This window comes from Amycolatopsis sp. NPDC004079 (assembly GCF_040610415.1).
In the GTDB taxonomy this organism is placed as follows: Bacteria; Actinomycetota; Actinomycetes; order Mycobacteriales; family Pseudonocardiaceae; genus Amycolatopsis; species Amycolatopsis halotolerans.
The window spans coordinates 97,591-122,028 of record NZ_JBEXMH010000023.1 but is presented as its reverse complement, the minus strand read 5'-3'; the positions used below and the strand labels follow the sequence as shown (position 1 = coordinate 122,028).

Sequence of the window (24,438 nt, the reverse complement as noted above, 5' to 3'; positions counted from 1 at the left end):
ACATGTCGACGAAGACGAGCGCACTGGGCAACCGGGTCATGGCCAAGGCGGCGGTGCGGGTCATGCCGCTGCTGATGCTGCTGTACTTCGTCAACTACCTGGACCGGGTCAACATCGGGTTCGCCGGTCCGAACGGGATGAACAAAGAACTCGGGCTCACCGCGACGGCCTTCGGGCTCGCGTCGGGGATCTTCTTCATCGGCTACCTCATCCTCGAGGTGCCGAGCAATCTCGCGCTGCACCGGTTCGGCGCGCGCCGCTGGATCGCGCGGATCATGATCACCTGGGGCTCGGTGGCCGTCGCGATGGCCTTCGTGCCGAACACCGAGACACTGGTGGTGCTGCGGTTCGTGCTCGGCGTCGCCGAGGCAGGGTTTTTCCCTGGCATCATTTTGTATCTGACGTACTGGTTCCCGGCGGCGCAGCGGGCGAAGGCGGTCGCGCTGTTCATGTGCGCGGTGCCGGTGTCGAGCGCGATCGGCTCGACCGTCTCCAGTCTGCTGATCAGCGGCGGCCACGGCGTCTTCGGCCTGTCCGGCTGGCGGTTCATGTTCCTGGTCGAAGGAATTCCGGCGATCCTGCTCGCGGTCGTCACGTGGTTCTGCCTGAGCGACCGGCCGGAGACCGCGAAGTGGCTGTCGGCGGAGGAACGCGACTGGCTCACCAATGAACTCGACGCCGAGCGCCGCGCCACCGAAGCCGAACACCACTGGCCGCTGCGGAAAGCGCTGACGCACCCGCGGATCCTCGGGCTGGCGTTCGTGTACTTCGCGGTCGTCTACGGCCTGTACGCGCTGGGTTTCTTCCTGCCGACGATCATCGCCGGGTTCGGCGAGGAGTTCGGCACCAAACTGACCGTGCTGCAGGCGGGTTTGGTGAACGCGATCCCGTACGTCGCGGGTGCGCTGGTGATGGTCCCGTGGGCGCGCCACGGCGACCGCACCGGGGAACGGACGTGGCACGTCGCGCTGCCGATGCTCGTCGGCGGCGCGGCGATCCCGGTCGCGCTGTATCTCGGAAACCCTTACGCCACAATGACCGCGGTGACCATCTGCGCGATGGGCGTGTGCGCGGCGCTGCCGACGTTCTGGGCGCTGCCGTCGAACTTCCTGTCCGGCGCGGCGGCGGCAGGCGGGATCGCGTTGATCAACGCGCTGGGCAATCTGAGCGGGTTCGTCGCGCCGTATGTGACGGGCTGGCTGCGCGACCTGGCCGGTACGCAGCGGACCGGTTTGTGGGTGGTCGGCGCGTGCATGGTGGCCGGGGCCGTGCTGGCGGTGGCGTTGGGGGCGAAGCCGCGCGCGTCTCGCCGGTGATCAGGAGGCGCGGCGGACCCGGTCTGCCAGCACTCGTACTTCGGTTTCGAACAGCGCGTCGGCGTCGAGGCCCATCGCGGTGAAGCCGCCGCCGATTTCGAGGCTGACGAAGCCGTGCAGCCGTGACCACAACGCGACTGCCAGCTGGTGGTTCTCGCTGTTGGCGCGCCGGGCGTCGAGCACTTCCTCGTTCTCGTACGCGGTCGGCTTCTCCGCGGTGGCGGAATCGAGGTGGTGCAGCACCCCGAGCACCACGCCCATCAGCGACCGGGCCGCTTCGGCGAGCGGCTTGGCGTGCGCGTCGTATCCGGGGAACGGCGCCTTGAACAGCAGCTCGTACCGGTGCGGTTCTTCCTGCGCCCAGGCCCGGTATGCGGCGGCCAGCAGCCGGACCTGCGCTTCCGCGTCGAGTGCGTCGGTGTCGAGGGCTTTCGCCATGGCCTCGCGGAGGTCGTTGTACGCGTCGATGACCAGGACGGTCAGCAGTTCGTCACGGCTGGAGAAGTAGCGGTACAGCGCCGGCCCGGAGACACCCAGCTGCTTGGCGATGGCGTTGATGGAGATCGCCTGCGCGCCGCCTGCCGCGAGCTGGTTGAGCGCGACGACCTTGACCTCCTCGCGCACCTGCTCGCGGAACCGTTCGCGCATCGGCTTGCGGGTGCCTGCTGCGGGCATCCCCACCTCCTTGACGACGCCCGACGGTAACATGGCCGATCGTTCGGAAGACCTTCTAACTGTCGGCCCGTGCAGCGAAGGCCTGCTCGACGTGCTCGCGTTCGACGGCGGGACCAGGCACTTCCCTCGGCCCTTCGGTCGCGATGCCGTTGAGGAAGTGCGCGATCTGCCGTCTCGCCAGGTGGGTCCAGTCGAGGACGGCGGCTTTCGGCTGCGTGAGCAGGGTGCTGAACGCGATGAGATCAGTGGCGTTGACCTGGCCGCGGATGCTCCCGTCCGCGCGACCGGTCGCGAGGAAGAAGCCGAGTCGTCGGTAAATCGACTTTCGCGCCGCCACTGCCTCCGGGGTAACGAGCGGAGGCGCGCCGTGCAGCGGGAGTACCAGCTGGTCGGCGAGGTTCACGGTGCCTTCGAGATAGCGCGCGACCGAGGCGAGGCCAGTGCTGTCTTCGTCGGATTCGATCTGGTCGAGCAGGCTGTTGAGCAGGCCGTACGCGCGGTGCTCCAGTGCTTGCAGCAACGCGTCGCGGTCGGAGTAGCTGCGGTAGAGCGTGCCGATCCCGAGACCGGCCTCGGCGGCGATAGTGGCCAGCGGAACGTGCCGGCCTTCGCGGAGCACCGCCGCGGCAGCCGAGGCGAGCAGTCGTTCGCGGTTGGCCTCGGCGTCCTTGCGGACCTTGCGCGGGCGGGACATCTGTTCTCCTCGCGGTGCCTGGACACTGCCCGCCAGTTTAAGCTAATCTGAATAAGCGGACGAAATGTTCCGGATTTTCTGCCGTGTCGCCCGTCTTCGGATTCCGTTGCCTCGCAGGGAGAATCGATGACCTCTCTTCCCCCGGACGATCCGCGGCGCCAGCTCACCGTCGCGCGCCCGAACGACCTGCCGAATCTCGAGCTCGTCGGCGACAGCTACACGATCCTGGTGTCCGGCGAGCAGACCAACGGCCGCTACTGCCTGATCGACATGCGCGTCCCGCCCGGCGGCGGCCCGCCGCCGCACCGGCACGACTTCGAGGAGATGTTCACCCTGCTCGAAGGCGAGCTTCGGTTCACCTTCCGCGGCGAGGAAACGATCGTGCACGCGGGCGAGACGGTGAACATCCCGGCCAACGCGCCGCACTTCTTCCGCAACATCTCCGACCGGCCCGCGCGGATGTACTGCGTGTGCTCCCCGGCCGGGCAGGAGGAATTCTTCCGGCAAGTGGCGAGTGCGGAGAAGGCCGAGCAGGGCCAGCGGGCGCGGTCGTTGGCGGCGAAGTATCACACCGAGCTTTTGTGACGGTGCTCGCTCGGCCGGATTCCGCGTCGTCGTTTGAAGGCTACGCTGAGTGCGAAAGCGTTGGCGTAGCCGACTTTTCGCGCGATAGTGTCCACTGTGTACTCAGTGGTGCGGAGCAGTTCGGCGGCTAGTGAGACGCGTCGGCCCGCGAGGTAGGCCATCGGCGGTTCGCCGACCTGCTCGGTGAACCGCCGGGCTAGCGCTGCCCTCGACACTCCCGATTCGGCAGCCAGTTCCGCGACTGTCCAACTGCGGGCGGGGTCCTCGCGGAGGTGCTTCAGCGCGGCGCTTACCACTGGATCGAGTTGGACCGGGGCGTTGTCGAACCAGGTGCGCAGCGCGGAAACCAGCATCAAGTCCAGCATCCGGTCGAGTACCTGCTGTTGTCCCGGCCGGTCTTTCCCGACCTCGTCGGCGAACACCTCGGCCGGCGGATGCGGACTGCCGGCCGGTACGACCAGCACCTCGGGCAACGCTCGCAACAACCGTTCGCCGGACTGGCCACGGCTTTCAACCGCCCCGCTGAGCAATACGGCCGCGTCCTCGGCCGGATTTCCGCAGGTGCGACCGTCGGTTGGCGGCGGACAGTAGTCGGCGGCGGTGACGGTGTGCGTCGGCGGGGCAGTCGGATCGTTGGCCACCACGTACGGCACATCACCGCGAACCACGACGATGTCGTTCGCACCGATCCGGACCGGTGCGAGCCCGTCGGGCACGATCCACGCCTCGCCGCGCAGCATCCGCGCCAAGGTCAGCGGCGTACCTGTGGCGACCCGCAACGCCCACGTCGACGGCATGGTCGTCTGCCGGAAGACCGCACCGCGCGCCCGGACGTCCGCGAGCAGTTCCGCTACTGCGTCCACCTGGCCAGCGTATACGCGCAGACATCGAGGCGAGCTTTTCAACCATGGCCGGGCTGGGAGCCTGCCGCTTGACTGAAGACATGGCTGAACACCCGATCCTGGTCACCGGCGCGACCGGCAAGTCCGGCCGCCGCGTCGTCTCCCGGCTGCGCGCCGCCGGGCACCCGGTCCGCGCGGCTGCGCGATCCGGCGAACACCCCTTCGACTGGACCGACGCCAGCACCTGGGGCGCCGCGTTGGAAGGCATCCGCGCGGCCTACGTCGTGCAGCTCGACGGGACCAACCTGGTCCGCCCCTTCGTTGCGCAGGCCCGAAAACACGGTGTGCGGCGCATCGTGCTGGCGTCCGGACGCGGCATCGACGACCCGGGTTACGTCCGCGACCGCACCGGAATGCGCGACGGTATCGCGGACAGCGAGGCGGCCGTACGGGAAAGCGGTCTGGAGTGGACGATCAGCCGCCCCGGCTGGTTCGCGCAAAATTTCAGCGAGGGATTCTTCGCCGACGCCGTGGCCGCCGGCGAACTGCGCCTGCCCGCCGGTGACGGCGCGGCGACCTTCGTGGACGCCGAGGACATCGCCGAGGTGGTCGCCGCCGCCCTGACCGAAGACGGTCACGCGGGGCAGACCTACGAACTCTCCGGGCCCAGTGCGGTATCACTGGCTGAGGCGGTCGAAGCGATTTCCGCTGCGGCCAGCCGGGAAATCCGCTACGTTCCACTGTCCATTGAGGATTACGTCGCGGAATTGGTCGACCAAGGTTTGCCGCGCGCCGAGGCTGCGATCTTCGCCGACGTCATCGAACCGCTGCGCGAAGGCCGCGACGCCCACGTTTCCGACGGCGTCCAACGCGCTCTCGGCCGTTCGCCGCGCAGCTTCGCCGAATTCGTCAAGACCGCCGCCTGGCCCGGAAAATCCGGTTGACCGGGCTGGCAAGGTGGAATCACGTGAGTGATGACGCGAACCACCTCCTCCGTGCCGCCAGCCTGGCCACTCCGATGGCGTTGCGAGTCGCGGTAACGCTGGGCCTGCCCGACCGGCTGCGCGCCCCCGGCACTGTCGACGACGTCGCCGCGGAACTGGATCTTTCCCCGGTCGCGCTCGACGTCCTGCTCGGCCACCTGGTCACGCTCGGCGTGGTCGAACGCACCGACGACGGCTACCTGACCACCTCCTATGGCGAGAACTTGTGCGCTGACAAGGAAAACGGCGTCGCCAACCTCCTGCACCTCGACCGGGCCGCCGGTCGCGCCGAACTCGCTTTCGTCGAACTGGCGCACAGCGTCCGTACCGGTGAGGCGGCTTACTCCCGCCGGTACGGCAAGGATTTCTGGACCGATCTCTCCGAACAACCGCATTTACGGCAATCCTTCGACCGGCAGATGACCAACCGATTCCGCACCGAGATCCCGCAAGTGGTCGCCGGAATCGACTGGGCCGCATTCGACACAGTAGTCGACGTCGGTGGCGGTCGAGGAGATTTGCTCGCCGCGATCCTAGAGGCGCAGCCGAAACTGCGGGCGCAGCTGATCGACCTCGAACCCACTGCGAGCGAGGCCCGCGCCGCCTTCGCCGCACGCGGCCTCGCCGACCGCGTCGAGGTCCTGGGCGGCAGCTTCTTCGACCCGCTCCCGTCTGGAGCAGATGTCTATGTGCTGGTGGACATCCTGCACAACTGGGACGACGACAACGCCCGCCGCGTCCTGAAGCGGTGTGCGGAAGCGGCGGGCCCGTCCGGTCGGATTCTGGCCATCGAAGCGGTCGGCGGAATTCACGCGCGCACCGAAATGGACCTGGTCATGCTGGTCCATTTCGGCGGACGCGAACGGCGCGTGGAAGAATTCTGCACCCTCGCCGATTCCGCTGGCTTAGTGCTGGAATCAGCAGCCCCGTTGACCGACCAGCGAGGTCTGCTGAAATTCCGCGTCGCTTAATTCGGCGACCGGCCGAGCAGCCCAACCAGCCGATCCAACGGCGGCGCGTCCTCCGCGACCGGCACTGGCGCCGCGAACGGACTGCGCTCCGCCGGAAGGTCAGCTAGCCGAGCCGCGCTGAACGCGATTTCCCGCTCAACCAAGGCGTCCTCGAACTTCGGCTCCTGCCCGGTGGCGCGAGCGAGGTCCCAGCCGTGCACGAGTTCCTCGACGATCCGCAGACGCAGCGCGGCGATCCCCGGAACTGTCCCGGCTGGGACCTCGAAAGTCCGCTCCAGCACGCCCGGCTGCCGGAACGCCGCGAGCAGACCGGCGACCGCGTCCCGGTAGGCCGCCACCGGATCGTCGCCGAGCGCGTCGGAAGTGCGCGGGTCCAGCGAGCCGCCCGCCTCACCGCGCAGGACGGCGGTGAACAGCCGGTGCCCGAGGACCAGATGGTTCACCAGCTCGCGGACAGTCCACTCCGGGCACGGCGTCGGCGCGTCCCAGCGAGACACGCCAGCGACCAGTTCGCTGGTGGACTCGAGGACAGTGGCCAGATCGTCGACAGGGTTCATCGTTTCGCCTTTCGCAGGGGTCACCAGTAGAGACACCGCCCGCCCCGGAAACGGAACGGTGGCAGGATGCGAAGGATGGGCCAGGACATCCTCGATCGCGCACGCGCCGGAGACGCGCACGCCTTCCGCGAGCTGGTCGAGCCTTATCGGCACGAGCTGCAAGTGCACTGCTACCGCCTCCTCGGCTCGCTCACCGACGCCGAAGACCTGCTGCAAGAGACGCTGCTCGCCGCCTGGCGCGGCCTGGACGGGTACGCCGGTCGAGCCTCGGTGCGGGCCTGGCTGTACCGCATCGCCACCAACCGCTGCCTCAACGCTCTCCGCGACGCCGGCCGTCGCGTCCCAGCCGAACCCTCGCCGCCGTTCACCCCGACCGAGCCCACCCGCCGCACCGAGGTGACGTGGCTGCAGCCCGCGCCGGACGACCCCGCCGCGCACTACAGCGCCAAGGAAACCTTCGAGCTGGCGTTCGTCGCGGCCTTGCAGAAACTTCCGCCGCGCCAGGCCGCCGTCCTCGTGCTCCGGGACGTGCTCGACTACTCGACCGCCGAGGTCGCGGAAATGCTGGACACCAGCCCGAATGCGGTCAAAGGCGCTCTGCAACGCGCGCGGGCCCAGCTGCGCCAAACCGTCGAACCCGCCCCGCCTGCACCACGGGAACGGGAGATCGCGCAACGATTCGCCGACGCGTTCAGCGAGGGAGACGTCGAGGGCGTAGTCGCGCTCCTGACCGACGACGGCTGGCTCGCCATGCCGCCCGCGCCGCACGAGTACGTCGGCCGGGAAGCTGTCACCGCGTTCCTCACCATGTTCGGCGAATGGCGCGGTACCCGAGAGTTTCGTTTGCTCCCGACGCGCGCCAACACCCACCCAGCCTTCGCCTGCTACCTCACGGAACCCGGTGGCACGGTGGGACGTCCCGCCGGAATCCTCGTCCTGGCACCGTGGGGCGACCGAATCCGCACCGTCACCTGGTTCCTCGAACCCGAGTTGTTCCCCCGCTTCGGCCTGCCCGAGGAGGTGTCGGCGTGCTGACCACCCTGGCGATCCAGAACTACCGCTCGCTACGCGACCTGGTGCTGCCGTTGTCGCAGCTCACCGTGATCGTCGGCGCGAACGGCACCGGGAAATCCAGCCTGTACCGCGCGCTGCGGCTGCTCGCCGACGCCGGACGCAACGGCGCAGTCGCCGCCCTTGCCGGTGAAGGCGGCCTACCGTCGACGCTGTGGGCAGGTCCGGAGACGATCGGCCGATCCGTGCGCGAAGGCCGATCACCGATACAACCGTTGCAGCGCACCAAACCGATCGGCCTGCGCCTGGGTTACTCCGGCGACGAATTCGGCTACGCACTGGACTTCGGTCTCCCCGTCCCCACCGAGACCGCTTTCAACCTGGACCCCGAGTACAAACGCGAATGCGTCTGGCACGGCCCAGTTCTGCGCCCGTCGGCGTTGCTGGCCGACCGCTCCGGCACGAGAGTCCGCATCCGAGACGAGTCCGGGCGATGGGCCGAAAGCGGCCACTCGATCGCCCTGACCGACAGCATGCTGAGCGAATTCGCCGACCCGCGCCTCTGCCCGGAACTCCTGATCGTGCGCGACCGAGTCCGAGCGTGGCGCTTCTACGACCACTTCCGCACTGACGCCGACGCCCCCGCCAGGCAAAGCCGCATCGGCACCCGAACCTGGGCCCTGGACCACGACGGCGGCGACCTGGCCGCGGCCCTGCGCACCATCCAAGAATCCCTCGACGCCGACGCCCTGGCCACCGCGATCGACGGCGCCTTCCCGGGCTCGTCCATCGAAGTAGCCACCACCGACGGCAGATTCGACCTCCGCTTCCACCAACACGGCCTGCTGCGCCCGCTGAGCGCCGCCGAACTCTCCGACGGGACCCTGCGCTACCTGCTGTGGGCTGCGGCATTGCTGAGCCCGCGCCCGCCGGAGCTGCTGGTGCTGAACGAGCCGGAAACCAGCCTGCACCCGGACCTGTTGCCCGCGCTGGCCGCGTTGATCACTGCGGCGGCGAAGAAGACGCAGCTGCTGGTGGTTTCGCATTCCCAGCTGCTGGTGCGGTTTCTCGAGGACGCTTCGGTGCTGGAACTGGAAAAGGACTTCGGCGCGACGGTGGTGGCCGGGCAGGGGCGGCTCGACCAACCGGCTTGGCATTGGCCGAAACGGTGAAACCCGTCAGGATGGCCGGTATGAAGACCAGAAAGGGCCATGCCGCGTAGACCCCCGGCACGGCTGCGTGTCCGCGAGCCGGAATACGTCCAGCCCGCCCCGCCCCACGCGCGAGTTCCGCGGGTTTCCGCATCGGCACTGCGAGCAATCGCGCATTACGAGCGCGCCGATCTCTATCCCGGCGGCATCGCGGAAGCGCTCGCCGCATGGAGCCGCTTCGTCCATGCTCCCTACCGGCAGCTGGATCGGCACACCGAGCATGGTGACGATTACGGTCCGTCGAACGATCCGGAAGTGGCGCGGATCCGGTTGGGCTGGGCATTGAAGCGGTTGCCGCGCAAGGCCTCCCGCGAGTTGAACACGCAGGTCCGGCCGCTTGACGAGCTATACCTGGCCCGGTCGATCCCCGCGCCGGACGTTGCGCACCTCCGGGCGCTGCTCTAACGCTTCGCCCGTTGCCCTTCCGCCAACTGCTCGGTAATCGCCTCCGCGCCAAGACGCCGTTGCACAGCCGCCGCCACCCCGGGTGCGATCCCGCCGAGCAACGCCGTCAACCGCAACCCGAACGGTGCCACGTCGATCTCCGCGAGGTTGCGTTCGATCGCCCGCACCGTCGCCCGCGCGACGTCGTCCGGTGTCCGGGTGCCGACGCCGAACGGCAAGGTCGCCCCCGAATCGGCGAACATGCCCGCGTCGCTGATATAGCCGGGAAACACCGACGACACACCGACATTGAACGGCCGCAAGTCCTCCCGGAGCGCAAGAGCAAACCCGCGCAAGCCGAACTTCGTCGCGTTGTACAGCGAAGCCTGCCCAGACGCGGTCTTCCCGGACAGCGACGAGATGAAGACGAGATGCCCACGCCGCCGCGCCATCATCCGCGAAGCGAACAGCTTCGCCATCACGACCGGCGCCCGCAGGTTGACCTCAAGCGCGCGATCGACCTCATCGATCGAGTAATCGGCCAACAACCCCGTCGCGGGGAGCGCCGCATTGGCGACAACGACGTCGATTTCCCCTGCCGCAGCGAGAAGTTCCTCGACCGCACCCCGATCGGTGAGGTCGGCCGGAACCGCGCGACCACCCACCTCGGCGGCCAGCGGTTCGAGCAACTCGACCCGGCGGCCGGTGAGCACCAGGTCGGCACCGCGCGCGGCCAGCGTACGGGCAAGCGTCCGACCGATCCCGCCGGTCGCTCCGGTCAGCAAGGTCTTCGCGCCCGGCAATTCCACAGTGGACAATTTCGGCATACCCGCAGTGTCACGCGAGCAGGACCGCCGGGTATTGCACAAATGTTCAGGCGAACGCGCTGCGATCCGCCGCGAACCCGGCATCGGCGGCCAGCCGACCCGGCGTCACCCCGGCGAACGCCACGACATCCCGGTGCAGATGCGACTGATCGGTATACCCGCACTCAGCCGCGACATCGGCCGCACTGGCCCCGGTCGCCAGCCGTCGAGCAGCATGATCGAAGCGCACCAGCTTCGCCGCTCGCTTGGGCGGCAACCCGACCTGTGCCCGGAACCGGTCCCACAACCGCCGCCTGCTCCACCCGCATTCGGCCGCCAGCGACTCGACCCGCACGAGGCCGCGGCTCCGGACGATCCGCCGCCAAGCCAAGGAAACCTCCGGATCCGTCGCCGGAACCACCGAGAGCCGACGGGCGAAAGCAGCCTCCACCAGCGCGAACCGGGCGTCCCACGAACCGGCTTCGCTCAACTGGTCCCGAAGCCGGGCGGCGTCCCGGCCCCACAACTCGGTCAGCCCGACCGTCCGGTCCAGCTCCGCGGGCCCAGCGCCCACTCCGGCAGCAGCCAACGGCGGCAACCGGACTTCGACGCATTCGAGGCTTTCCCCGCGCAGCCGTACCCCGCGCGGCGCGAGCCCGGCGACGAAGCTGCCGTGCTGAGCGCCGTCGTCCACGAGGAGTTTGCCGTCGCCGAACTCCAGCACCACCGTGATCGCCGGATGCGGCACCACTCGCAGATCGACCGTCCCGCCGGTCCGGTGGCGGAATCCGCCCAGGGACAACGGACCCGCGCGACCGGGCCGCGCGACATCCCAGACGTCGCTCTCCACTACCGCAGTGTAAGAGTCAGCGAGGCCGCACCGGTCGTCGTGCGCGGGTCGGCTTCGCCGACGCCCGGACCGGCCGATACGGCTCCGGCACCGGCAGCCGCAGAATCCGGCCGATCTTGCCCGGTCCCAGATGATTCAGGTCGGCCACCGCGGCGGGCTCGTGCCGCGCGCAGCTGGCGAGCACGCCGAACAGGAACATCGTCACGATCAGCGACGTCCCGCCGTACGACACCAGCGGCAGCGTCACCCCGGTCACCGGCAGCGCGTTCACGACATACCCGATGTTGACCGCCGCCTGCGCGACCAGCAGCACGGTGATCGTCGCGGCGACGATGCGGATCCACGGGTCGAGGTTGCGCGTCGCGATCCGCAGGCCGACCAGCGCGAGCCCGCCGAACAGCAGCAGCACCACCGCGCAGCCGAGGAACCCGAGCTCCTCGCCGATCAGCGCGAAAATGAAGTCGTTCTGCACGTTCGGCAGGTACTTCCACTTCGACGCGCCCTGTCCGAGCCCGACGCCGAACAGCCCGCCCTCGGCGAGTGCGTACTGTGCCTGCACCGCCTGGTATCCAGCGCCGGACGTGTCCGCGTCGGGGGAGAGGAACGACAGCACGCGCGCGAGCCGGTAGTCCGCGACTAGCGCGAGCACCACGAACCCGCCGACGCCGCCGGCCAGCAGCGCGGCGAACAGCCGTCCCGGCGCGCCGGAGAACCACAGCAGCGACAGCAGCACGATGCCGAGCGAGATCGTTCCGCTGAGGTTCGGCTGCGCCATCACCAGGGCGAACATCAGCAGCGCGACCGGAACCAGCGGTACCAGCAAGTGCCGCCAGTGATGCAGCAGCCGGGCCTTCACCACGAGAATGTGCGCGCCCCACAAGGTCAACGCGACCTTCGCGAGCTCGACCGGTTGCAGCGTCAACGGACCGAGCGTGAACCACCGCTGCGCGCCGTTCACCTTCGCGCCGAGCGGGGTGAGCACCAGCGCGAGCATCGCCAGCGTGACGAGCATCAGCATCGGCGAGAGGGACCTGATCCGCCGCAACGGAATCCGCAGCCCGGCCCACAGCGCGACCAGCCCGATCAGGACGAAGATGATGTGCTTCTGGAAGGTGCTGTACACCCCGCCCGGCTGCGCGGAAGACGCCGACAGCACCATGATGACGCCGAGCAGCGTGAGCAGGCCGCACAGCGCGAGCACGAGGTGGAACGACGCCAGCGGCCGGGACAGCCAGCCGACGATCGCGACCGGGACCCGGCTTCGTCTGTTCCGTGTCGTAGCCACCCGAGCACCGCCGTCCGCCGATTTTTCGGCGCGGGAAAGAATGCGCCGAGCCGATTATGCCTGCTCTGTCCTGAAAGGACATTGAGGCGCGCGGAGTGTCCGTGGTCTCATTCGCGGTGCTGAAGCTATTTCACGAGTTATTTCACGCACGGGATTCCGCCTCCGCTCAACGCCGGCGGGGGAGCGGGGGTGGTGTTTCCGTGCGCCAGCGGGGTGACGTACGCGGCCGGGCTCGGCACCGGGGCTCCGCTCAGCAGTTGCGCGACCAGGGACTGGATTTGCGCGGTATTGACGAAGTTGACGTCCTCGCCGGACGGGCTCTTGCCGAAATGATCGACCGGAAGGGTCACGAAACTGACGTTGCCGCCGGTCAGGCTGGACGCCTGTTTCGCGAGCGCGAGCAGGTCCAGCGAACTGTCGACCGCGGTGTTCTGCTTCGCGACGTCCAGAATTCCCTGGAGTTTCGCCGGATTCGTGAAGGTACCGCCCTGTTTGAGCTGATATGCGAGCGAGGAGATGAACGCCTGCTGCCTGCGTTCGCGGTCGAGGTCGGTGAAATTGAGCGACGGATGCACGTAGTCCCGGCGCTGCCGGACGAACTCGACGGCCTGCTCGGCGCTGATCTCCTGCTGGCCGGCGTGGAAGTTCGCGCCCGAATAGCTGTCCTGGGTGTCCTCGTTGAGGCACACCGTGATCGGCTGGACGACCTGGGCGATCTCGAAGAACGCCACCAGGGTGACCTCGACGAAATGGTCGATCGGGACGTCGCCGAGGAATTTCCGGACGGTGTCGATTTCCGCGCGGCGGCCCGCGTCCCGCGCCTGCTGCTCGCGCTGGGTTTTGTCGGTGACGTTCTGCTGGACGAGCTGTTTGGCCTTTTCGTCGAACGCCAGCCCGTAAGCCTGTTTGATCTTGCCCTTGCACACGTTGTCCGGGCAACCCGCCAGGGGAACGTAATCGTCGCGCGGAATCGAGATCGACGTCGCCTTGCCGCCGTTGCCGGGGACGTGCAGCAGCATCAGCACATTGGCGTTGTAGCCGCCGTCCTGCTGATCCCCGGCGTGCAGCGAGTTGTAGATGTCCTTCGGCAGCGGGTTGCCGTTCTCGTCGAGCCGCGAATCGAGGCCCATGATGAGGATGTTGGTGTCGCCGCCGCTGGAGGTCGACTGCCCGTCGAGCACGTCGGAAACCTGCAGCCCGGCCACGATGCCGTTGTAGGCCGCCCAGCCGTAGCCGGTCAGCGAAAGCGTCAGCGCGGCCGCGAGGGCCAGCGCGACCCGGCCGGTGATCCGTCGTCGCCGGGCAGCGGCGCGGGCGGCGACACCGCGTGCCGCCGCACCTCGGGATGCGGCGGCGCGTCTGTCGTTGGGGTCGGTCATCAGGCCTTCCGGTGCCAGGGCGTCACGGTTACCCACTGTTGTGCACACTCGCTGTGTGCACGCTGAGAAGTACTCTCACGCAGAGTTAACCTAGAGCCAGTTGGACGAGCTTCACGATGACGAGCGCCATCGCCAGGAGCAGATACGCGCGCAGCGCGGTCAGCCCGATCTTGCGTCCGGTCGACATCTCCGGCGGCGGCAAGTACTGCAGCGGCGGCATCCGCCACTCCGCGCGTCCGGTGCGATCGATCGGGGCGGCGTTTCGGCGGCGGCGAAGCAGCGCGTACCCGGCCGTCAGCACGCCGATCCCGCCGCTGACCGCCATGATCAGGAAAATCTGGTCCGCGCTGATGTCCGGGAACAGCACCGCCGCGGTGAGGATCACCGACAGCACCACCAGCACCCCGACCACCACGGAGGTGAACAGGTTGGTGAGCCGTCCGTTGACCCACGGCCCGAGCACCGCCTTGTCGTTGCACAGCAGCAAGAGGAACACCGTCGCCGACGGCAGCAGCACCCCGGCGAGCGTCTGCACCCCGGTGGTGAGCAACCCGAGCGGCGAGCCCGGGATGAGCACGATGGTGGCCGACAGCGCGACGAGACCCGCGTACACCGCGTAGAAGCCCTTCGCGTGCCGCGCCCCGCGATGCAGCGAGTGCTTCATCCCGAAGACGTCACCGATCGCGTACGCACTCGAGAGCGACACAGCGAACGCTCCGACGATCGAAGCGTCCAGCAGCGCGACGGCGAACAGCGCGCCCGCCGTACGTCCCGCGTAAGCCTCGATGCCGTCCGTAACGCCAGCTGTGTCGGTGAAGGACGTGCTGGCACCGGCGAAGGCCGCCGACGCGATGCCCATGATCGCGGCCGCGCCGACCATCACCACGACCAGGCCGATCCACAGATCCGCCTTCTCGTACCGCATGAACCGCGGCGTGATGCGCTTGTCGATCACGTACGACTGCTGGAAGAACAGCTGCCACGGCGCGACCGTGGTGCCGACGATCGCGATGATCAGCAGCATCAGCTCGGCCATCCCGCCAGGTCCGGCGGGAATCGTGGGCACCAGTCCGCCGAGCATTTCCGCCGGTGCCGGGTGCGCGAACACGTACACCGGGATCAGCGTCAGCGAACCGAGGCAGAAGAAGATCGCGATCCGCTCGAACCGCCGGAAGCTGCCGGTGAACGCGGCTCCGATGATGACGGCCGCGGCCAGCACCACCGACGGAACTGTCGGCAGGCCGAGGTAGCGCGTCGCCATCGTGATGCCGATGAACTCGGTGACCAGCGTCAGCGCGTTGAGCAGGAACAGGTCGATCACCGAGAACGCGCCCCAGAACTTGCCGAAGCGTTCGAGGATCAGCCGGGCGTGCCCGACGCCGGTGACCGCGCCGAGGCGCAGCACCATTTCCTGGTTCACGTACAGCACCGGGACGAGCAGCAGGAGGGTCCACAGCAGTTTCGGGCCGTAGTTCTGCCCGGCCTGGCCGTAGGTCGCGAACGCGCCGGCGTCGTTGTCGCCGACCAGCACGATCAACCCCGGCCCGACGATCGCGAGCAGGGTCTTGAGCTTGGCGGACAGGCCGGTCCGGGGCGCGCAGTCGCCCGCTTTGATGGTGCCGAGCGCGCCGCGGATGTCGCCGACGTGCTGCTCGTCGAGGACGGCGGTGGTGCGCCGGTCGATGCTTACGGTGGTGTCGGTGGTCATGCCGAGCACTCCCTTCGGCCCTCTTTCCGGGCCGATCAGGGCACCCGCGACCGCCGGTTTCCGCGCACTCCGAAGACCCCGTCCGGCGCGGGCCGGACGGGCGGGGAAACCGGGATCAGCCGGGGATGCCGGAAAGTGGGGACAATCCGGGGTCCGGGGGCGTACTTCGCCCCGGGCTCGTATCGCTCATCGCCCTCACCTCCCCGCGGCTCGCTTCCGGTTTCCGGGCAGGGAAACCCCGCACGGCAACCACTCAACGCCATCCGCCGGATAACTGTCAAGCAGTTGTACAAGTGTTGTAATTATCGATGTGAGCTAGGTCACTGTTGAGGTAATGTCGAGAACTCCGCCGCGGCTCCGTCCCTGCAGCACCTGGCCGCCGTGGCCATCCGACGTGGAGGAGACCGACATGGAACCGCAGGAAGTCGCCGAGGTCCTGAACCGCCCGCTCAGCCGCGAACTGCTCGCCCGCGACCTGACCCGGCTTGCCTACGTCGCGAAGGACGGCACGCCGCGCAGCATCCCGATCTCGTTCAGCTGGAATGGCGCCGAGGTTGTCCTGTGCACCACCAAGAACTCCCCGAAACTGCACGCGCTGAAGGAGAACCCGATGGTCGCGCTGACCGTCGACACCGAGGTGCACCCGCCGAAGATCCTGCTCCTGCGCGGCCGCGCCGAACTGGACTACACCGACGGGATCCCGGACGAGTTCCTGGAAATGAACGGTTCCTACGAGATGACGGCCGAGCAGCGCGTCGAATGGGAGGCCGAAATCCGTTCGCTCTACGCGGAGGGGATGGTCCGCATCGTCGTCACCCCGACCTGGGCGAAGCTCATCGACTTCGAAACCACGCTGCCGTCCGCCGTCGAGGAACTGGTGCAGCGCCGGGCTGCCGGCGCGGAAACCCCCGCCGTCACCGGCTGATCCACTACACTGAATCGCCTACACGCGAACGTGATTTCCCTCGACGCGCGAAGGCGGGCGCATGATCCTGGTGACGGGTGCGAGCGGCAATGTGGGGTCAGCGCTGGTCGCGCGGTTGCGCGCGGCCGAGGTGCCGTTCCGCGCCGCCTATCATTCCCCGGAGAAGGCAAGGAAAGCCGCCGCCGACGGAATTGACGCGGTCACCGTCGAAATGTCCGATCCGGCCACCGTGCAACCGGCGCTGGCCGGAGTGTCGAAGGTGTTCCTGCTGGGCGCGATGAGCCCCGGGCAGACCGGCAACGAGTCCAATGTGGTCGAAGCCGCGGTGTCCGCCGGGGTCACGCACGTGGTCAAGCAATCGCTGTGGCGGGCGGACGAGGAACTCACGCCGATCGCCCGGCTGCACCGTCCGGTCGAACGGGTGCTGGAAACGTCGCCGCTGTCCTGGACCTTTCTCCGCGCGAACTTCTACCTGCAGGCATTCTCGGGAAACTGGTCCGGAACCATCCGATCCGGAAACTTCTTCGCCAGCCCGCTGATCCGCGGCCCGATCGCGTTCGTGGACGCCGAAGACATTGCCCGCGTTGCGTTTCGCGCGCTGACCGAGGACGGCCACGCAGGCAAAGCGTACGCACTAAGCGGCCCAGAGGCTCTGACGTACAACGAGGCCGCGGCGGTGCTGTCCGACGTGCTGGGCCGTCCGATCGCGTACCGTGGCATGTCGAACGAGCAAGCGCTTTCGGCGTTGGCGGAAGCCGGAATGTCGTCGTTCCACGCCAAAGCGCTGGTCGAGGTGTGCAACACGTACCTGGACGGCGGCGCGGAAACCGTGACTCCCGCGGTCGAGGACGTCACCGGCCAGCGGCCGCGGAGTTTCCGCGAGTTCGTGACGGCGCATCGGCAGTGTTTCGAGCCAGCCTGATCAATCCATTGTGGACGATGTGTTCCCGCTCTAAGCAGCAGGCTTCCCGCTGTAATTCTTGAGAATCTCAGACAGCGAACCCTGCTGTCGCACCTGTCCCTCGTCCATCCACAACGCGGTGTCGCAAAATTCCTTGAGCATCTCCTCGGAGTGATTCGCGAACACCAGAATCCCCGACCGCTTCACCAGATCCCGGAGCCGATCCCGCGCCTTGCCGAGAAACGCCGCGTCGACCGCGCCGAGCCCTTCGTCGAGCAGCAGGATCTCCGGGTCGATCGTGGTCACGACCCCGAGCGCGAGCCGCACCCGCATGCCGGCCGAGTATGTGCGCAACGGGAGTTCGAGATAGTCGCCAAGCTCGGTGAACTCCGCGATGTCCTCGACCCGCTTCAGCATCTGCCGTCGGCTCATCCCCAGAAACAACCCCTGGACCAGGATGTTCTCCCGCCCGGACTCGCCCGGATCCAGCCCGACCCCGAGATCGAACACCGGCGCGACCCGCCCCGCGACTCTCCGGACGCCGCGCGTCGGCTCGTGAATCCCGGACAGCAACCGCAACAACGTGGACTTCCCGGCCCCGTTATGCCCCACCAACCCGACCCGATCGCCCTCGCTGAGCTGGAACGACACGTCCCGCAACGCCTCGATCACCGGCACCTTCGCCTCGGTGCCGATCTTCCCGCCGACCTTCCCGAGCACGCGTTTCTTCAGCGACCGCGTCTTGGCGTCGAAGATCGGAAAATCGACGTAGGCGTTGCGTATCTCGATGCTGACCAAGATCCCTCCCCGGATGCGAATGGAAACTACCATTCGCATCTGGTCGCTGGCCAGGTAAGGTTCCCCGGGTGAGTCAGACCAGCGAGGGCTTCCGCCCGCCGCAACAAGCGCGCAGCCGGGCTTCGCTGCAGAAAGTCCTGGCCGCCGCCGAACGCGTGCTGGCCGAGCAGGGCTTGGAGTCGTTCACCGTCGCCGAGGTCGCCGCGCAGGCCGGTATGTCGGTGGGCGCGATCTACCGCCGCTTCGAGGGCAAGGAACAGCTGCTGTACGCCGTCAAGGACCAGCTGCTGACCGAGCTGGAAACCACCGTCCGAGACGCCCTCCACGCAGCGCCCCCCGGCCTCCGCCCGATCTTCGACGCCTTCGTGGCCGCCCTGGCGCAGACCTTCCAGGAACACGACCGAATCTTCCCGGAACTCCTGGACGCCCAACGCTCCGACGGCCGAGACCGCGGCCTCGCCGCCCTGTCCGCGATCCAAGACGCCCTGCTGGAAGCCCTAGCGCCCTTCCTTGCCGACACCGACGGCCTGGAAATGGCCGCCCGAACGATCATCGGCGCATGCATCCACCGCGCCGCGACCTGCAGATTCTGGCCGGATGACCGATCATGGACGACGTGGGCGGAGGAGGTGGCGGAAATGGCGCTGGCGTACCTGGCTTCACCAGCCGCAGACCCGCCTCCGGGCCCCGCTAGGATGTAGGCAGCAACACGCGAATGCCCTCGTAGCTCAGGGGATAGAGCACGGCTCTCCTAAAGCCGGTGTCGCAGGTTCGAATCCTGCCGGGGGCACATCTTCCCAGGTCAGGGCCGTTTTCGATCAAGAAAGTTCGAACCGGGGAGGCCTGGGAGTCCATAAACTGTCAGAATTCACTGCGCGATGGTTCGGACGTTCGCGCTCGCTCAGCGCGGTGTCCCGGACCGCTGCATCTCCTCGTACGCGCCGCGCATCTTCCGAGCCTGGCGGACTCCGCTACCTCCGCCGCAGCGGTAGGAGGCGGCACAAGTCGGCGCATCCGGCAGCATTACCGGTTGCGGCTCGTGCTACCGCTTGCGCTGGTCAGGAGTCGGCTGATCGATGCCGATCCGCCGCTATCGACCGCCCGCGAGATCTTCGTACGTGATCTCGATCCTGTTCATCGGCGCTACGTACAGCCTAACGAGGACGTCGCTGAGATCCTTCCCGGTCTGCCAATCGACCGTCCAGATTTCGTGAGGAAGCAAGACCGGACAGTCCGACTTCGCGACGACCTCCAGGGGCGGTCGGGACGGGCCCTCATTCGTGTGCACCGCCACGACGCGGACGTTCAGCATCGGGTCAATACCTGAATTTTCCACTTTGATCGGATGGAACCCACGGCTTTCTTCGTCGCTCTTCCAGTCCGCCTTGACGTAGTACGCCTGAACCCGAAGCCGCTCGGCTTCGCGCGCTCGCTCGTGCCGAGATTCGGCACCGGCGAGCCACATGGCTGCTATGACAGCAGCACCGGCACCGAGGCCGCCAACCCATTGGCCGAGTCCGGCCCAGTCCGCCGGACCAAGCAATGGACGCGACGAACCGACGATGATGAGAACAGAGACCGCGATCAGCACCCACGGCCACTGCCGCATGAGCCGACGCCCCTTCGGCGGTTCCCGAGTTGTCAACGGCCACTCCCTCTTTTCGTTCGTACGCCTGCTAATCGCCGGAGAGGGTCGGATTGTTGCGCGACAACTCGTGGGCCAGACACCAGTAACACGCACCGTGCTCCACGCGACTGGTCCATAGCGGTACGAACGACTGGAGCAAGACATGACCAGTATCCGCCTCATTGCCGGTTTCGGTGCGTTGGTGCTCGCCCTCGCGGCCACGGCGACTGTCACCTACGTCGCGACCCGGCCGTCGGGAATGTCGCTGGGTATTCCGTCGACAACGGCCGCTCCGTTCAAGCAGACATTCGTGTTGACTGGCATCCTCACGATCCAGAGCGATTCGTCGGGAGTGACGACCGACGGCGACGCGACCGACGCTAGCTGCCAAGGGGCGGGCGGCTATTCCGACCTCGCGCCGGGCACCGCAGTCAAGGTGTCCGACGGGGCCGGCCATGTGATCTCGACGGGTTCGATCACCAGTGGGAGCGCTCAAACGAGGTACGTCTACGACCACAACGTCGTGACCGGCTGCCAGCTCGGGTTCACCGTCAACGATGTCCCTGACGGGCTTTCTTCGTATGTGCTGACGGTGTCCCACCGCGGTGATCAGTTCCTGTCGGCTGAGCAGGCGCACGCACCGATCACGCTCACCATTGGCGATGGCTGACTGCTGCGATGTGCGGTCGGTTCCGCTGTGGTGTGTTGACCGGGCACTCGCAGGCAGGGCAAACTCCAGTGGGTCGATGTAGTCCCCGCTGCTGCTCGGCTGCTTCGCGCATCGACCCGGCGGTCTCTATCGCGTCGACCGTGATGTGGTCGCGGCTCGCCTGGGCGAGATGCGCGGCCGGTGTCGCAGGTTCGAATCCGGCCGAGGGCGCATCCTTATGATCGTAATATGCCCTGAACTGCATAAACGCTTGTCTGGGCAGCGTCGGGGGACTGGTCGACGCGCATGCGGTGCGCGGCGTCCGCAGTCGCACTCATAAGACCCGCTCGCCGGCGCCTTCTTTCGCGGCTGGAACGGCACATGTCGTCCGCAGAGATGTCGCCGCCTTTCGAACAGCGGGTCTTTGTGCCGCAACCGCATGATGTCGCTGATCACGGCGAACATGTCGCGGACGGCCGCCGGAGCGAATGAACTCCATCATGCTCGACAGGCACCCGAAATCGCCTACCCCCGACTTTCGGGCCTACAACCCGATGCACCACAACACCTACCGTAAGCATGGTCTAGACCTCTCATGAGAGGAACCCGCGATGAAGTTTTCCCGCTCCGCCGTCAAAGTCGGGATACTGACCGCCGTGCTCGGGACGGTTTCGGTGTTCACCGCCGTCCCGGCGCTCGCGCACGGCTCGATGGGCAACCCGATCAGCCGGATCATGCAATGTTTTCAGGAGGGTCCGGAGAATCCGCAGTCCGCGGCGTGCAAGGCCGCCGTCGCGGTTGGGGACAGCTGGCCGCTCTACGACTGGGACGAGGTGAACATCGGCGACGCCAGTGGCCGCAGCCGCGAGATCATTCCGGACGGCAAGCTGTGCAGCGCCGGCCGGGACAAGTACAAGGGGCTCGACCTGCCCCGCGACGACTGGCCGGCCACCACGATGCCCAGCAGCGGCCCGTACACCTTCCAATATCAGCTGACCGCCGCGCACGAGGGCACCTTCGAGCTGTACGTCACCAAGCCCAGCTACGACCCGACGAAACCGCTCAAGTGGTCCGACCTGGAAGACACCCCGTTCTACAAGCAGGACAACCCGCCGATCGCGGGCAACGCCTACCAACTCCAGGCGAACCTGCCCGGCGGCCGCACCGGCAGGCACTTGATCTACTCGATCTGGCAACGCCACTGGCCCGACTCCGGCGAGGCCTTCTACTCCTGCTCGGACGTCATCTTCAACTGAGCGGTCCGCCCGGCGGCGGTGGCGTAGGCCGCTGCCGCCGCAGGGCAGGTCAGCGGGCCAACGCACTCCTGGCCCGAAGAAACCGCCAACACAGATACGCGCACACCCCAGCCGCAGGTGCCCCGCCCAGCAATGTCGCGGCAATCCCAAGCGGCGTAACCAGTCCGGCTAGATACAACGGCACCAAAACCGCCGTAGCGAGAACGTATTTCGCCAAGAAAATCCCGGTGCACAGCTGATAACGCCGTCGCCGCGGGGGATCCCGTCGCCAGTCAAGACGTTCGCCTCGCCCCAGCACCAGCCCGATCAGCGGCAATCGCACCGCGATCGACAGCAGGAAAACCGCACCTCCGGCCGCCTGCATGAGCACCGCTGGCAGGTAGAAGTCGACGGCCCGTCCGGTGCTCCCGGCCAGCAGCGCCGACGCACCCACGATCACCAGCCCAATCGCTGCCTGCCAGTACTTTCGGTCGGTGAACGCGCGAATTCCGGCGAATACCACCACCCCGCCGACCGCGATCAGCGAAGCGGTCGACACCTGATCGGTCACCAGGTAAGCGATCAGGAACACCACCCGCGACGCGACCCCTTCGGCAACAGTGCGCCAACCGCCCACCGCGGCGAACAAGGACAACGACTTCTCGGTCAGCAGCGCGAGCTTCATGCGCTTGCCTTGACCTGCACGGAGTTACGCATCGCTGCTTCGTACGAGCCGATCGCGTCGAGCAGATCGCGCTGCCCGCGATTCGCCTCGATCAGCGCTGAGCAGAGACGGTGCGCGTCTTGCATCGCGAGGTTGCCGCCGAAACCCGGGGCCAGGTGGACGGCATCGCCGAGGACTGTCACTGGGCTGGCGGGCCAAGCGGGGATTGGCGGGATCATTCCGATGCGCAGCGTGGACGTCATTTCTGGCCACGCCTCGTCGACGATCTGCTGGAAGGTGCGAGGAAGATTTTCGGCCGGGCCAGGCAGAGCCCACATCAGGTAGTCCTCGATCCCAGTGACCGCGCCGAGCCGCAGGGCGGGCAGAAATCGTTGCCGTGCCACGGTCGGCGGCGAGGTGAACCGCAGCGCGCCCACCACCATCGTTGAGTCGCGTATCCGGGCGACAGCGGGATTGTTGCCGATCAAACCGGGTAATCCAGTCACTGCGCACAAGGAAGTCGCGCCCATCAGCATGCGCCGTCCGGTATCGACCACCTGCGCCTGCGGCAGGTATTGCCGACGGACCGCGGAGCCGATCCCGTCCGCGCCGACCAGGACGTCAGCCGTATCTGTGCTGCCGTCGGCAAACCACGCCCGGACCTTGCTGTCGGGTCGCCGTTCGAACCGCGTGAACTCCGCCTCGAAGCGAACCACATTTTCCAAACCGGTCAGCAATATCGCCCGCAGCAACGGGCGATGTGCCTGCCGACCAGGTCGTGCGCCGGGCGGCTCGGTATCCACGACCGCACAAGCTCCGTCCACTTCGGACACTGAAAGAGTCTGTTCGCGCAGCCCACCCATCGTGGCGTCGATCATCGCGGCGTGCGCTAAAGGCAAGCACCCCCGCAATGCCGTGACGCCTCGGTCGTCGATGTGCAGGCTGACGCCTTGCGCCCGTCCCAGCGCGCCGTCGCGCTCGTACACGGCGACGTCGATCCCCGCTCGGCGCAGCCCCTGGGCGAGCGTCAACCCGCCCAGGCCTGCGCCGATCACGATCACTTTCATCGCAACCCCCGGTTTCTTCATCACTGATGAAGTTCAGGCTAGCGCGGGTCGGCAGGAAACTCCACCAACGATGAAGAAAGCTCGGCTAGACTCGCCGGCGTCATGGCAGAACAGAACGCTCGCCCCGGACGCTGGCGAACCGGGGCGGAGAGCAAACAGCGGATCCTGGACGCGGCACGCGCGCTGTTCCGGCAGCACGGCTACGGCGGCACCACCGTGCGCGCGGTCGCGGGCGAGGCGGGGGTCGACCCCGGGATGGTGTTCTACTTCTTCGGCAACAAGCAGGGCCTTTTCGCCGCGGCGATCGAGATGTCCGCCCAGGCTCCGCCAGCCATCGAGGCAGTCTTCGCGGGCGGACTCGACGGTCTGGGAGAGCGCATCGTCCGGGCGCTCGTGGAGAACCTGGACGCCTCGGGCCGAACCCCGCTCGCGATGCTCACCCGCGCCGACGACCAAGCCGACGCCCTGCTTCGCGAATACATCGACCGCGAAATCACCGGACGGCTTGCGAAGCTGATCGCCACCCCGGACGCCGCGTTCCGGGCGGGCATGGTCAACGTCCAGCTCTTGGGGCTCACTGTGGCGAGGTACGTCGTGCGGATCGAACCGATCGCGTCAGCGCCGGTCGACGAGCTGGTCAGCCGGTTCGGGCCGCTCGTGCAGTGCTGTTTGGCCGAGGGCGGCTAAGCGAAAAGCCGGTCGAGGTACTGGTCGATAGCTACCAGTGCGGCGCGGGACTCGATCACGTCCAGCTCAAGCAGTGGCGTTAAACCCGTCAGTGCGAGGACAAGGTTCGTCTCGACGGCTGGGTCGCGATCGGCGGCGATGTGTCCGTCGGCGATGGCTTGCCGGAGCAGGTGCTCGACAAGCGCTCGTTTTTGGCGCAGATCGTCGCGCAGCTTCGTGTGCAACTCCGGGTCGTGCAGTGCTTCGAGGACGTACGCGGCGCTCATCCGGCTCGTGGCGCGGGCGTCGGGATGCAGCGGCAGCATCTCGGTGAGCGTCGCTCGCAGCACCTCTCGAGGGTGTGTGGCACCGGCGAGGCGCTCGGCGACCCGATGCGAGGTCTGTTCCGCGGCGAACTCCATCGCGAACGCGAGCATCGCGGTCCGGGTCGAAAAGTAGTGCTGCAACTGGCCGAGGGATGCCTCCGCCTCGTGCGCGACCTCGCGCATGGTCGCCCGGTTCCAGCCTTGCTGCGCGACCACCCGCCACAACGCGCGCGCGATCGCTTCCCGGCGCTCGCGGTGGTCGACCTTCTTCGGCACGTCGGGCCTTTCCCTCGTTCCAATACAGCTGACATAATACACTTGAC

The 24,438-nt window shown here is 67.4% G+C and carries 27 protein-coding genes and 1 tRNA gene; 14 read left to right on the top strand and 14 right to left on the bottom strand.

The genetic code is table 11. The annotated features are described in order from the left end of the window. Window positions 1–2 precede the first annotated feature (2 nt). The gene (locus ABZX37_RS24030; RefSeq protein WP_354742984.1) at window positions 3–1,316 is read left to right on the top strand and encodes an MFS transporter; all 1,314 of its coding nucleotides are present in this window, start codon (window positions 3–5) and stop codon (window positions 1,314–1,316) included. Here the strand turns inward: ABZX37_RS24030 and ABZX37_RS24025 are convergent, their stop codons facing one another. Together ABZX37_RS24025 and ABZX37_RS24020 are read right to left on the bottom strand one after the other, a co-directional pair. After that, entirely contained in the window at window positions 1,317–1,991 is a 675-nt protein-coding gene (locus ABZX37_RS24025; RefSeq protein ID WP_354742982.1) for a TetR/AcrR family transcriptional regulator, read from the bottom strand. It abuts the gene before it with no gap. A gap of 55 nt (window positions 1,992–2,046) precedes the next feature. Next, window positions 2,047–2,685 (bottom strand): TetR/AcrR family transcriptional regulator, encoded by a 639-nt coding sequence (locus ABZX37_RS24020; RefSeq protein ID WP_354742980.1) that lies wholly within the window; start codon window positions 2,683–2,685, stop codon window positions 2,047–2,049. Between the two features lie 126 nt (window positions 2,686–2,811). On the opposite strand from ABZX37_RS24020, the gene ABZX37_RS24015 reads away from it, so the two are divergent. Further along, window positions 2,812–3,270: a cupin domain-containing protein gene (locus ABZX37_RS24015; protein WP_354742978.1), complete on the top strand. Its 459-nt coding sequence runs from the start codon at window positions 2,812–2,814 to the stop codon at window positions 3,268–3,270. On the opposite strand, the gene ABZX37_RS24010 is transcribed toward ABZX37_RS24015, so the two are convergent. After that, window positions 3,252–4,133, bottom strand: a complete 882-nt coding sequence (locus ABZX37_RS24010; protein ID WP_354742976.1) for an AraC family transcriptional regulator — start codon at window positions 4,131–4,133, stop codon at window positions 3,252–3,254. The genes ABZX37_RS24015 and ABZX37_RS24010 overlap by 19 nt on opposite strands. Window positions 4,134–4,213: 80 nt before the next feature. Here ABZX37_RS24010 and ABZX37_RS24005 point away from each other — a divergent pair, with 80 nt between their 5' ends. After that, entirely contained in the window at window positions 4,214–5,056 is an 843-nt protein-coding gene (locus tag ABZX37_RS24005) for an NAD(P)H-binding protein (protein ID WP_354742974.1), read from the top strand. Window positions 5,057–5,130: 74 nt separating this feature from the next. After that, window positions 5,131–6,066 carry a methyltransferase gene (locus ABZX37_RS24000; RefSeq protein WP_354743008.1) on the top strand — a complete coding sequence of 312 codons (936 nt, stop codon included), beginning with the start codon at window positions 5,131–5,133 and terminating at the stop codon, window positions 6,064–6,066. Here ABZX37_RS24000 and ABZX37_RS23995 read toward each other — a convergent pair. Continuing rightward, the gene (locus ABZX37_RS23995; RefSeq protein ID WP_354742972.1) at window positions 6,063–6,623 is read right to left on the bottom strand and encodes a TIGR03086 family metal-binding protein; all 561 of its coding nucleotides are present in this window, start codon (window positions 6,621–6,623) and stop codon (window positions 6,063–6,065) included. The genes ABZX37_RS24000 and ABZX37_RS23995 overlap by 4 nt on opposite strands. Before the next feature lie 75 nt (window positions 6,624–6,698). On the opposite strand from ABZX37_RS23995, the gene ABZX37_RS23990 reads away from it, so the two are divergent. The 3 genes from ABZX37_RS23990 to ABZX37_RS23980 are packed head-to-tail and all read left to right on the top strand — an operon-like array spanning window position 6,699 to window position 9,250. Beyond that, on the top strand, window positions 6,699–7,658 hold the full coding sequence (locus ABZX37_RS23990) for an RNA polymerase subunit sigma-70 (protein WP_354742970.1): 960 nt from the start codon (window positions 6,699–6,701) through the stop codon (window positions 7,656–7,658). Next, window positions 7,652–8,806 carry an AAA family ATPase gene (locus ABZX37_RS23985; RefSeq protein WP_354742969.1) on the top strand — a complete coding sequence of 385 codons (1,155 nt, stop codon included), beginning with the start codon at window positions 7,652–7,654 and terminating at the stop codon, window positions 8,804–8,806. Before ABZX37_RS23990 ends, ABZX37_RS23985 begins: the two co-directional genes overlap by 7 nt. 39 nt (window positions 8,807–8,845) lie before the next feature. Then, a complete protein-coding gene (locus tag ABZX37_RS23980; protein WP_354742967.1) occupies window positions 8,846–9,250 on the top strand; it encodes a hypothetical protein in 405 nt (134 codons plus the stop codon). Here ABZX37_RS23980 and ABZX37_RS23975 read toward each other — a convergent pair. The 5 genes from ABZX37_RS23975 to ABZX37_RS23955 all read right to left on the bottom strand — a co-directional run bounded on the left by ABZX37_RS23975 (window position 9,247) and on the right by ABZX37_RS23955 (window position 15,257). Continuing rightward, on the bottom strand, window positions 9,247–10,056 hold the full coding sequence (locus tag ABZX37_RS23975) for an SDR family NAD(P)-dependent oxidoreductase (RefSeq protein WP_354742965.1): 810 nt from the start codon (window positions 10,054–10,056) through the stop codon (window positions 9,247–9,249). The genes ABZX37_RS23980 and ABZX37_RS23975 overlap by 4 nt on opposite strands. Before the next feature lie 46 nt (window positions 10,057–10,102). Beyond that, entirely contained in the window at window positions 10,103–10,885 is a 783-nt protein-coding gene (locus ABZX37_RS23970) for a helix-turn-helix domain-containing protein (RefSeq protein ID WP_354742963.1), read from the bottom strand. A 16-nt stretch (window positions 10,886–10,901) separates the two neighbouring features. Continuing rightward, window positions 10,902–12,170 carry a putative lipid II flippase FtsW gene (ftsW, locus tag ABZX37_RS23965; protein WP_354742961.1) on the bottom strand — a complete coding sequence of 423 codons (1,269 nt, stop codon included), beginning with the start codon at window positions 12,168–12,170 and terminating at the stop codon, window positions 10,902–10,904. A gap of 137 nt (window positions 12,171–12,307) precedes the next feature. Then, window positions 12,308–13,549: an LCP family protein gene (locus tag ABZX37_RS23960; protein WP_354742959.1), complete on the bottom strand. Its 1,242-nt coding sequence runs from the start codon at window positions 13,547–13,549 to the stop codon at window positions 12,308–12,310. Between the two features lie 85 nt (window positions 13,550–13,634). Beyond that, entirely contained in the window at window positions 13,635–15,257 is a 1,623-nt protein-coding gene (locus tag ABZX37_RS23955; RefSeq protein WP_354742957.1) for an NRAMP family divalent metal transporter, read from the bottom strand. Between the two features lie 409 nt (window positions 15,258–15,666). On the opposite strand from ABZX37_RS23955, the gene ABZX37_RS23950 reads away from it, so the two are divergent. After that, window positions 15,667–16,182, top strand: coding sequence for a pyridoxamine 5'-phosphate oxidase family protein (locus tag ABZX37_RS23950; protein ID WP_354742955.1), 516 nt, complete (start codon window positions 15,667–15,669; stop codon window positions 16,180–16,182). Window positions 16,183–16,243: 61 nt separating this feature from the next. Then, window positions 16,244–17,104 (top strand): SDR family oxidoreductase, encoded by an 861-nt coding sequence (locus ABZX37_RS23945; RefSeq protein WP_354742953.1) that lies wholly within the window; start codon window positions 16,244–16,246, stop codon window positions 17,102–17,104. Window positions 17,105–17,134: 30 nt separating this feature from the next. On the opposite strand, the gene ABZX37_RS23940 is transcribed toward ABZX37_RS23945, so the two are convergent. After that, window positions 17,135–17,881 (bottom strand): ABC transporter ATP-binding protein, encoded by a 747-nt coding sequence (locus tag ABZX37_RS23940; RefSeq protein ID WP_354742951.1) that lies wholly within the window; start codon window positions 17,879–17,881, stop codon window positions 17,135–17,137. A gap of 68 nt (window positions 17,882–17,949) precedes the next feature. Here ABZX37_RS23940 and ABZX37_RS23935 point away from each other — a divergent pair, with 68 nt between their 5' ends. Further along, a complete protein-coding gene (locus ABZX37_RS23935) occupies window positions 17,950–18,582 on the top strand; it encodes a helix-turn-helix domain-containing protein (RefSeq protein ID WP_354742949.1) in 633 nt (210 codons plus the stop codon). A gap of 16 nt (window positions 18,583–18,598) precedes the next feature. Continuing rightward, window positions 18,599–18,671: transfer RNA gene (locus ABZX37_RS23930), tRNA-Arg, on the top strand. 300 nt (window positions 18,672–18,971) lie between these two features. On the opposite strand, the gene ABZX37_RS23925 is transcribed toward ABZX37_RS23930, so the two are convergent. Beyond that, the gene (locus tag ABZX37_RS23925; RefSeq protein WP_354742947.1) at window positions 18,972–19,490 is read right to left on the bottom strand and encodes a hypothetical protein; all 519 of its coding nucleotides are present in this window, start codon (window positions 19,488–19,490) and stop codon (window positions 18,972–18,974) included. 181 nt (window positions 19,491–19,671) lie between these two features. On the opposite strand from ABZX37_RS23925, the gene ABZX37_RS23920 reads away from it, so the two are divergent. Together ABZX37_RS23920 and ABZX37_RS23915 are read left to right on the top strand one after the other, a co-directional pair. Continuing rightward, a complete protein-coding gene (locus ABZX37_RS23920) occupies window positions 19,672–20,178 on the top strand; it encodes a hypothetical protein (RefSeq protein WP_354742945.1) in 507 nt (168 codons plus the stop codon). A gap of 590 nt (window positions 20,179–20,768) precedes the next feature. Beyond that, window positions 20,769–21,413 carry a lytic polysaccharide monooxygenase gene (locus ABZX37_RS23915; RefSeq protein WP_354742943.1) on the top strand — a complete coding sequence of 215 codons (645 nt, stop codon included), beginning with the start codon at window positions 20,769–20,771 and terminating at the stop codon, window positions 21,411–21,413. 49 nt (window positions 21,414–21,462) lie between these two features. Here ABZX37_RS23915 and ABZX37_RS23910 read toward each other — a convergent pair whose 3' ends face one another. Together ABZX37_RS23910 and ABZX37_RS23905 are read right to left on the bottom strand one after the other, a co-directional pair. Continuing rightward, window positions 21,463–22,077, bottom strand: coding sequence for a DUF3159 domain-containing protein (locus ABZX37_RS23910; RefSeq protein WP_354742941.1), 615 nt, complete (start codon window positions 22,075–22,077; stop codon window positions 21,463–21,465). Continuing rightward, entirely contained in the window at window positions 22,074–23,123 is a 1,050-nt protein-coding gene (locus ABZX37_RS23905) for an NAD(P)/FAD-dependent oxidoreductase (protein ID WP_354742939.1), read from the bottom strand. The genes ABZX37_RS23910 and ABZX37_RS23905 overlap by 4 nt, the downstream gene beginning before the upstream one ends. A 102-nt stretch (window positions 23,124–23,225) precedes the next feature. Between ABZX37_RS23905 and ABZX37_RS23900 the strand changes: the two genes are divergently transcribed. Beyond that, window positions 23,226–23,810, top strand: a complete 585-nt coding sequence (locus ABZX37_RS23900) for a TetR family transcriptional regulator (protein ID WP_354742937.1) — start codon at window positions 23,226–23,228, stop codon at window positions 23,808–23,810. On the opposite strand, the gene ABZX37_RS23895 is transcribed toward ABZX37_RS23900, so the two are convergent. After that, complete coding sequence (locus tag ABZX37_RS23895; protein ID WP_354742935.1) at window positions 23,807–24,391, bottom strand: TetR family transcriptional regulator C-terminal domain-containing protein; 585 nt, start codon at window positions 24,389–24,391, stop codon at window positions 23,807–23,809. The genes ABZX37_RS23900 and ABZX37_RS23895 overlap by 4 nt on opposite strands. Window positions 24,392–24,438: the final 47 nt, after the last annotated feature.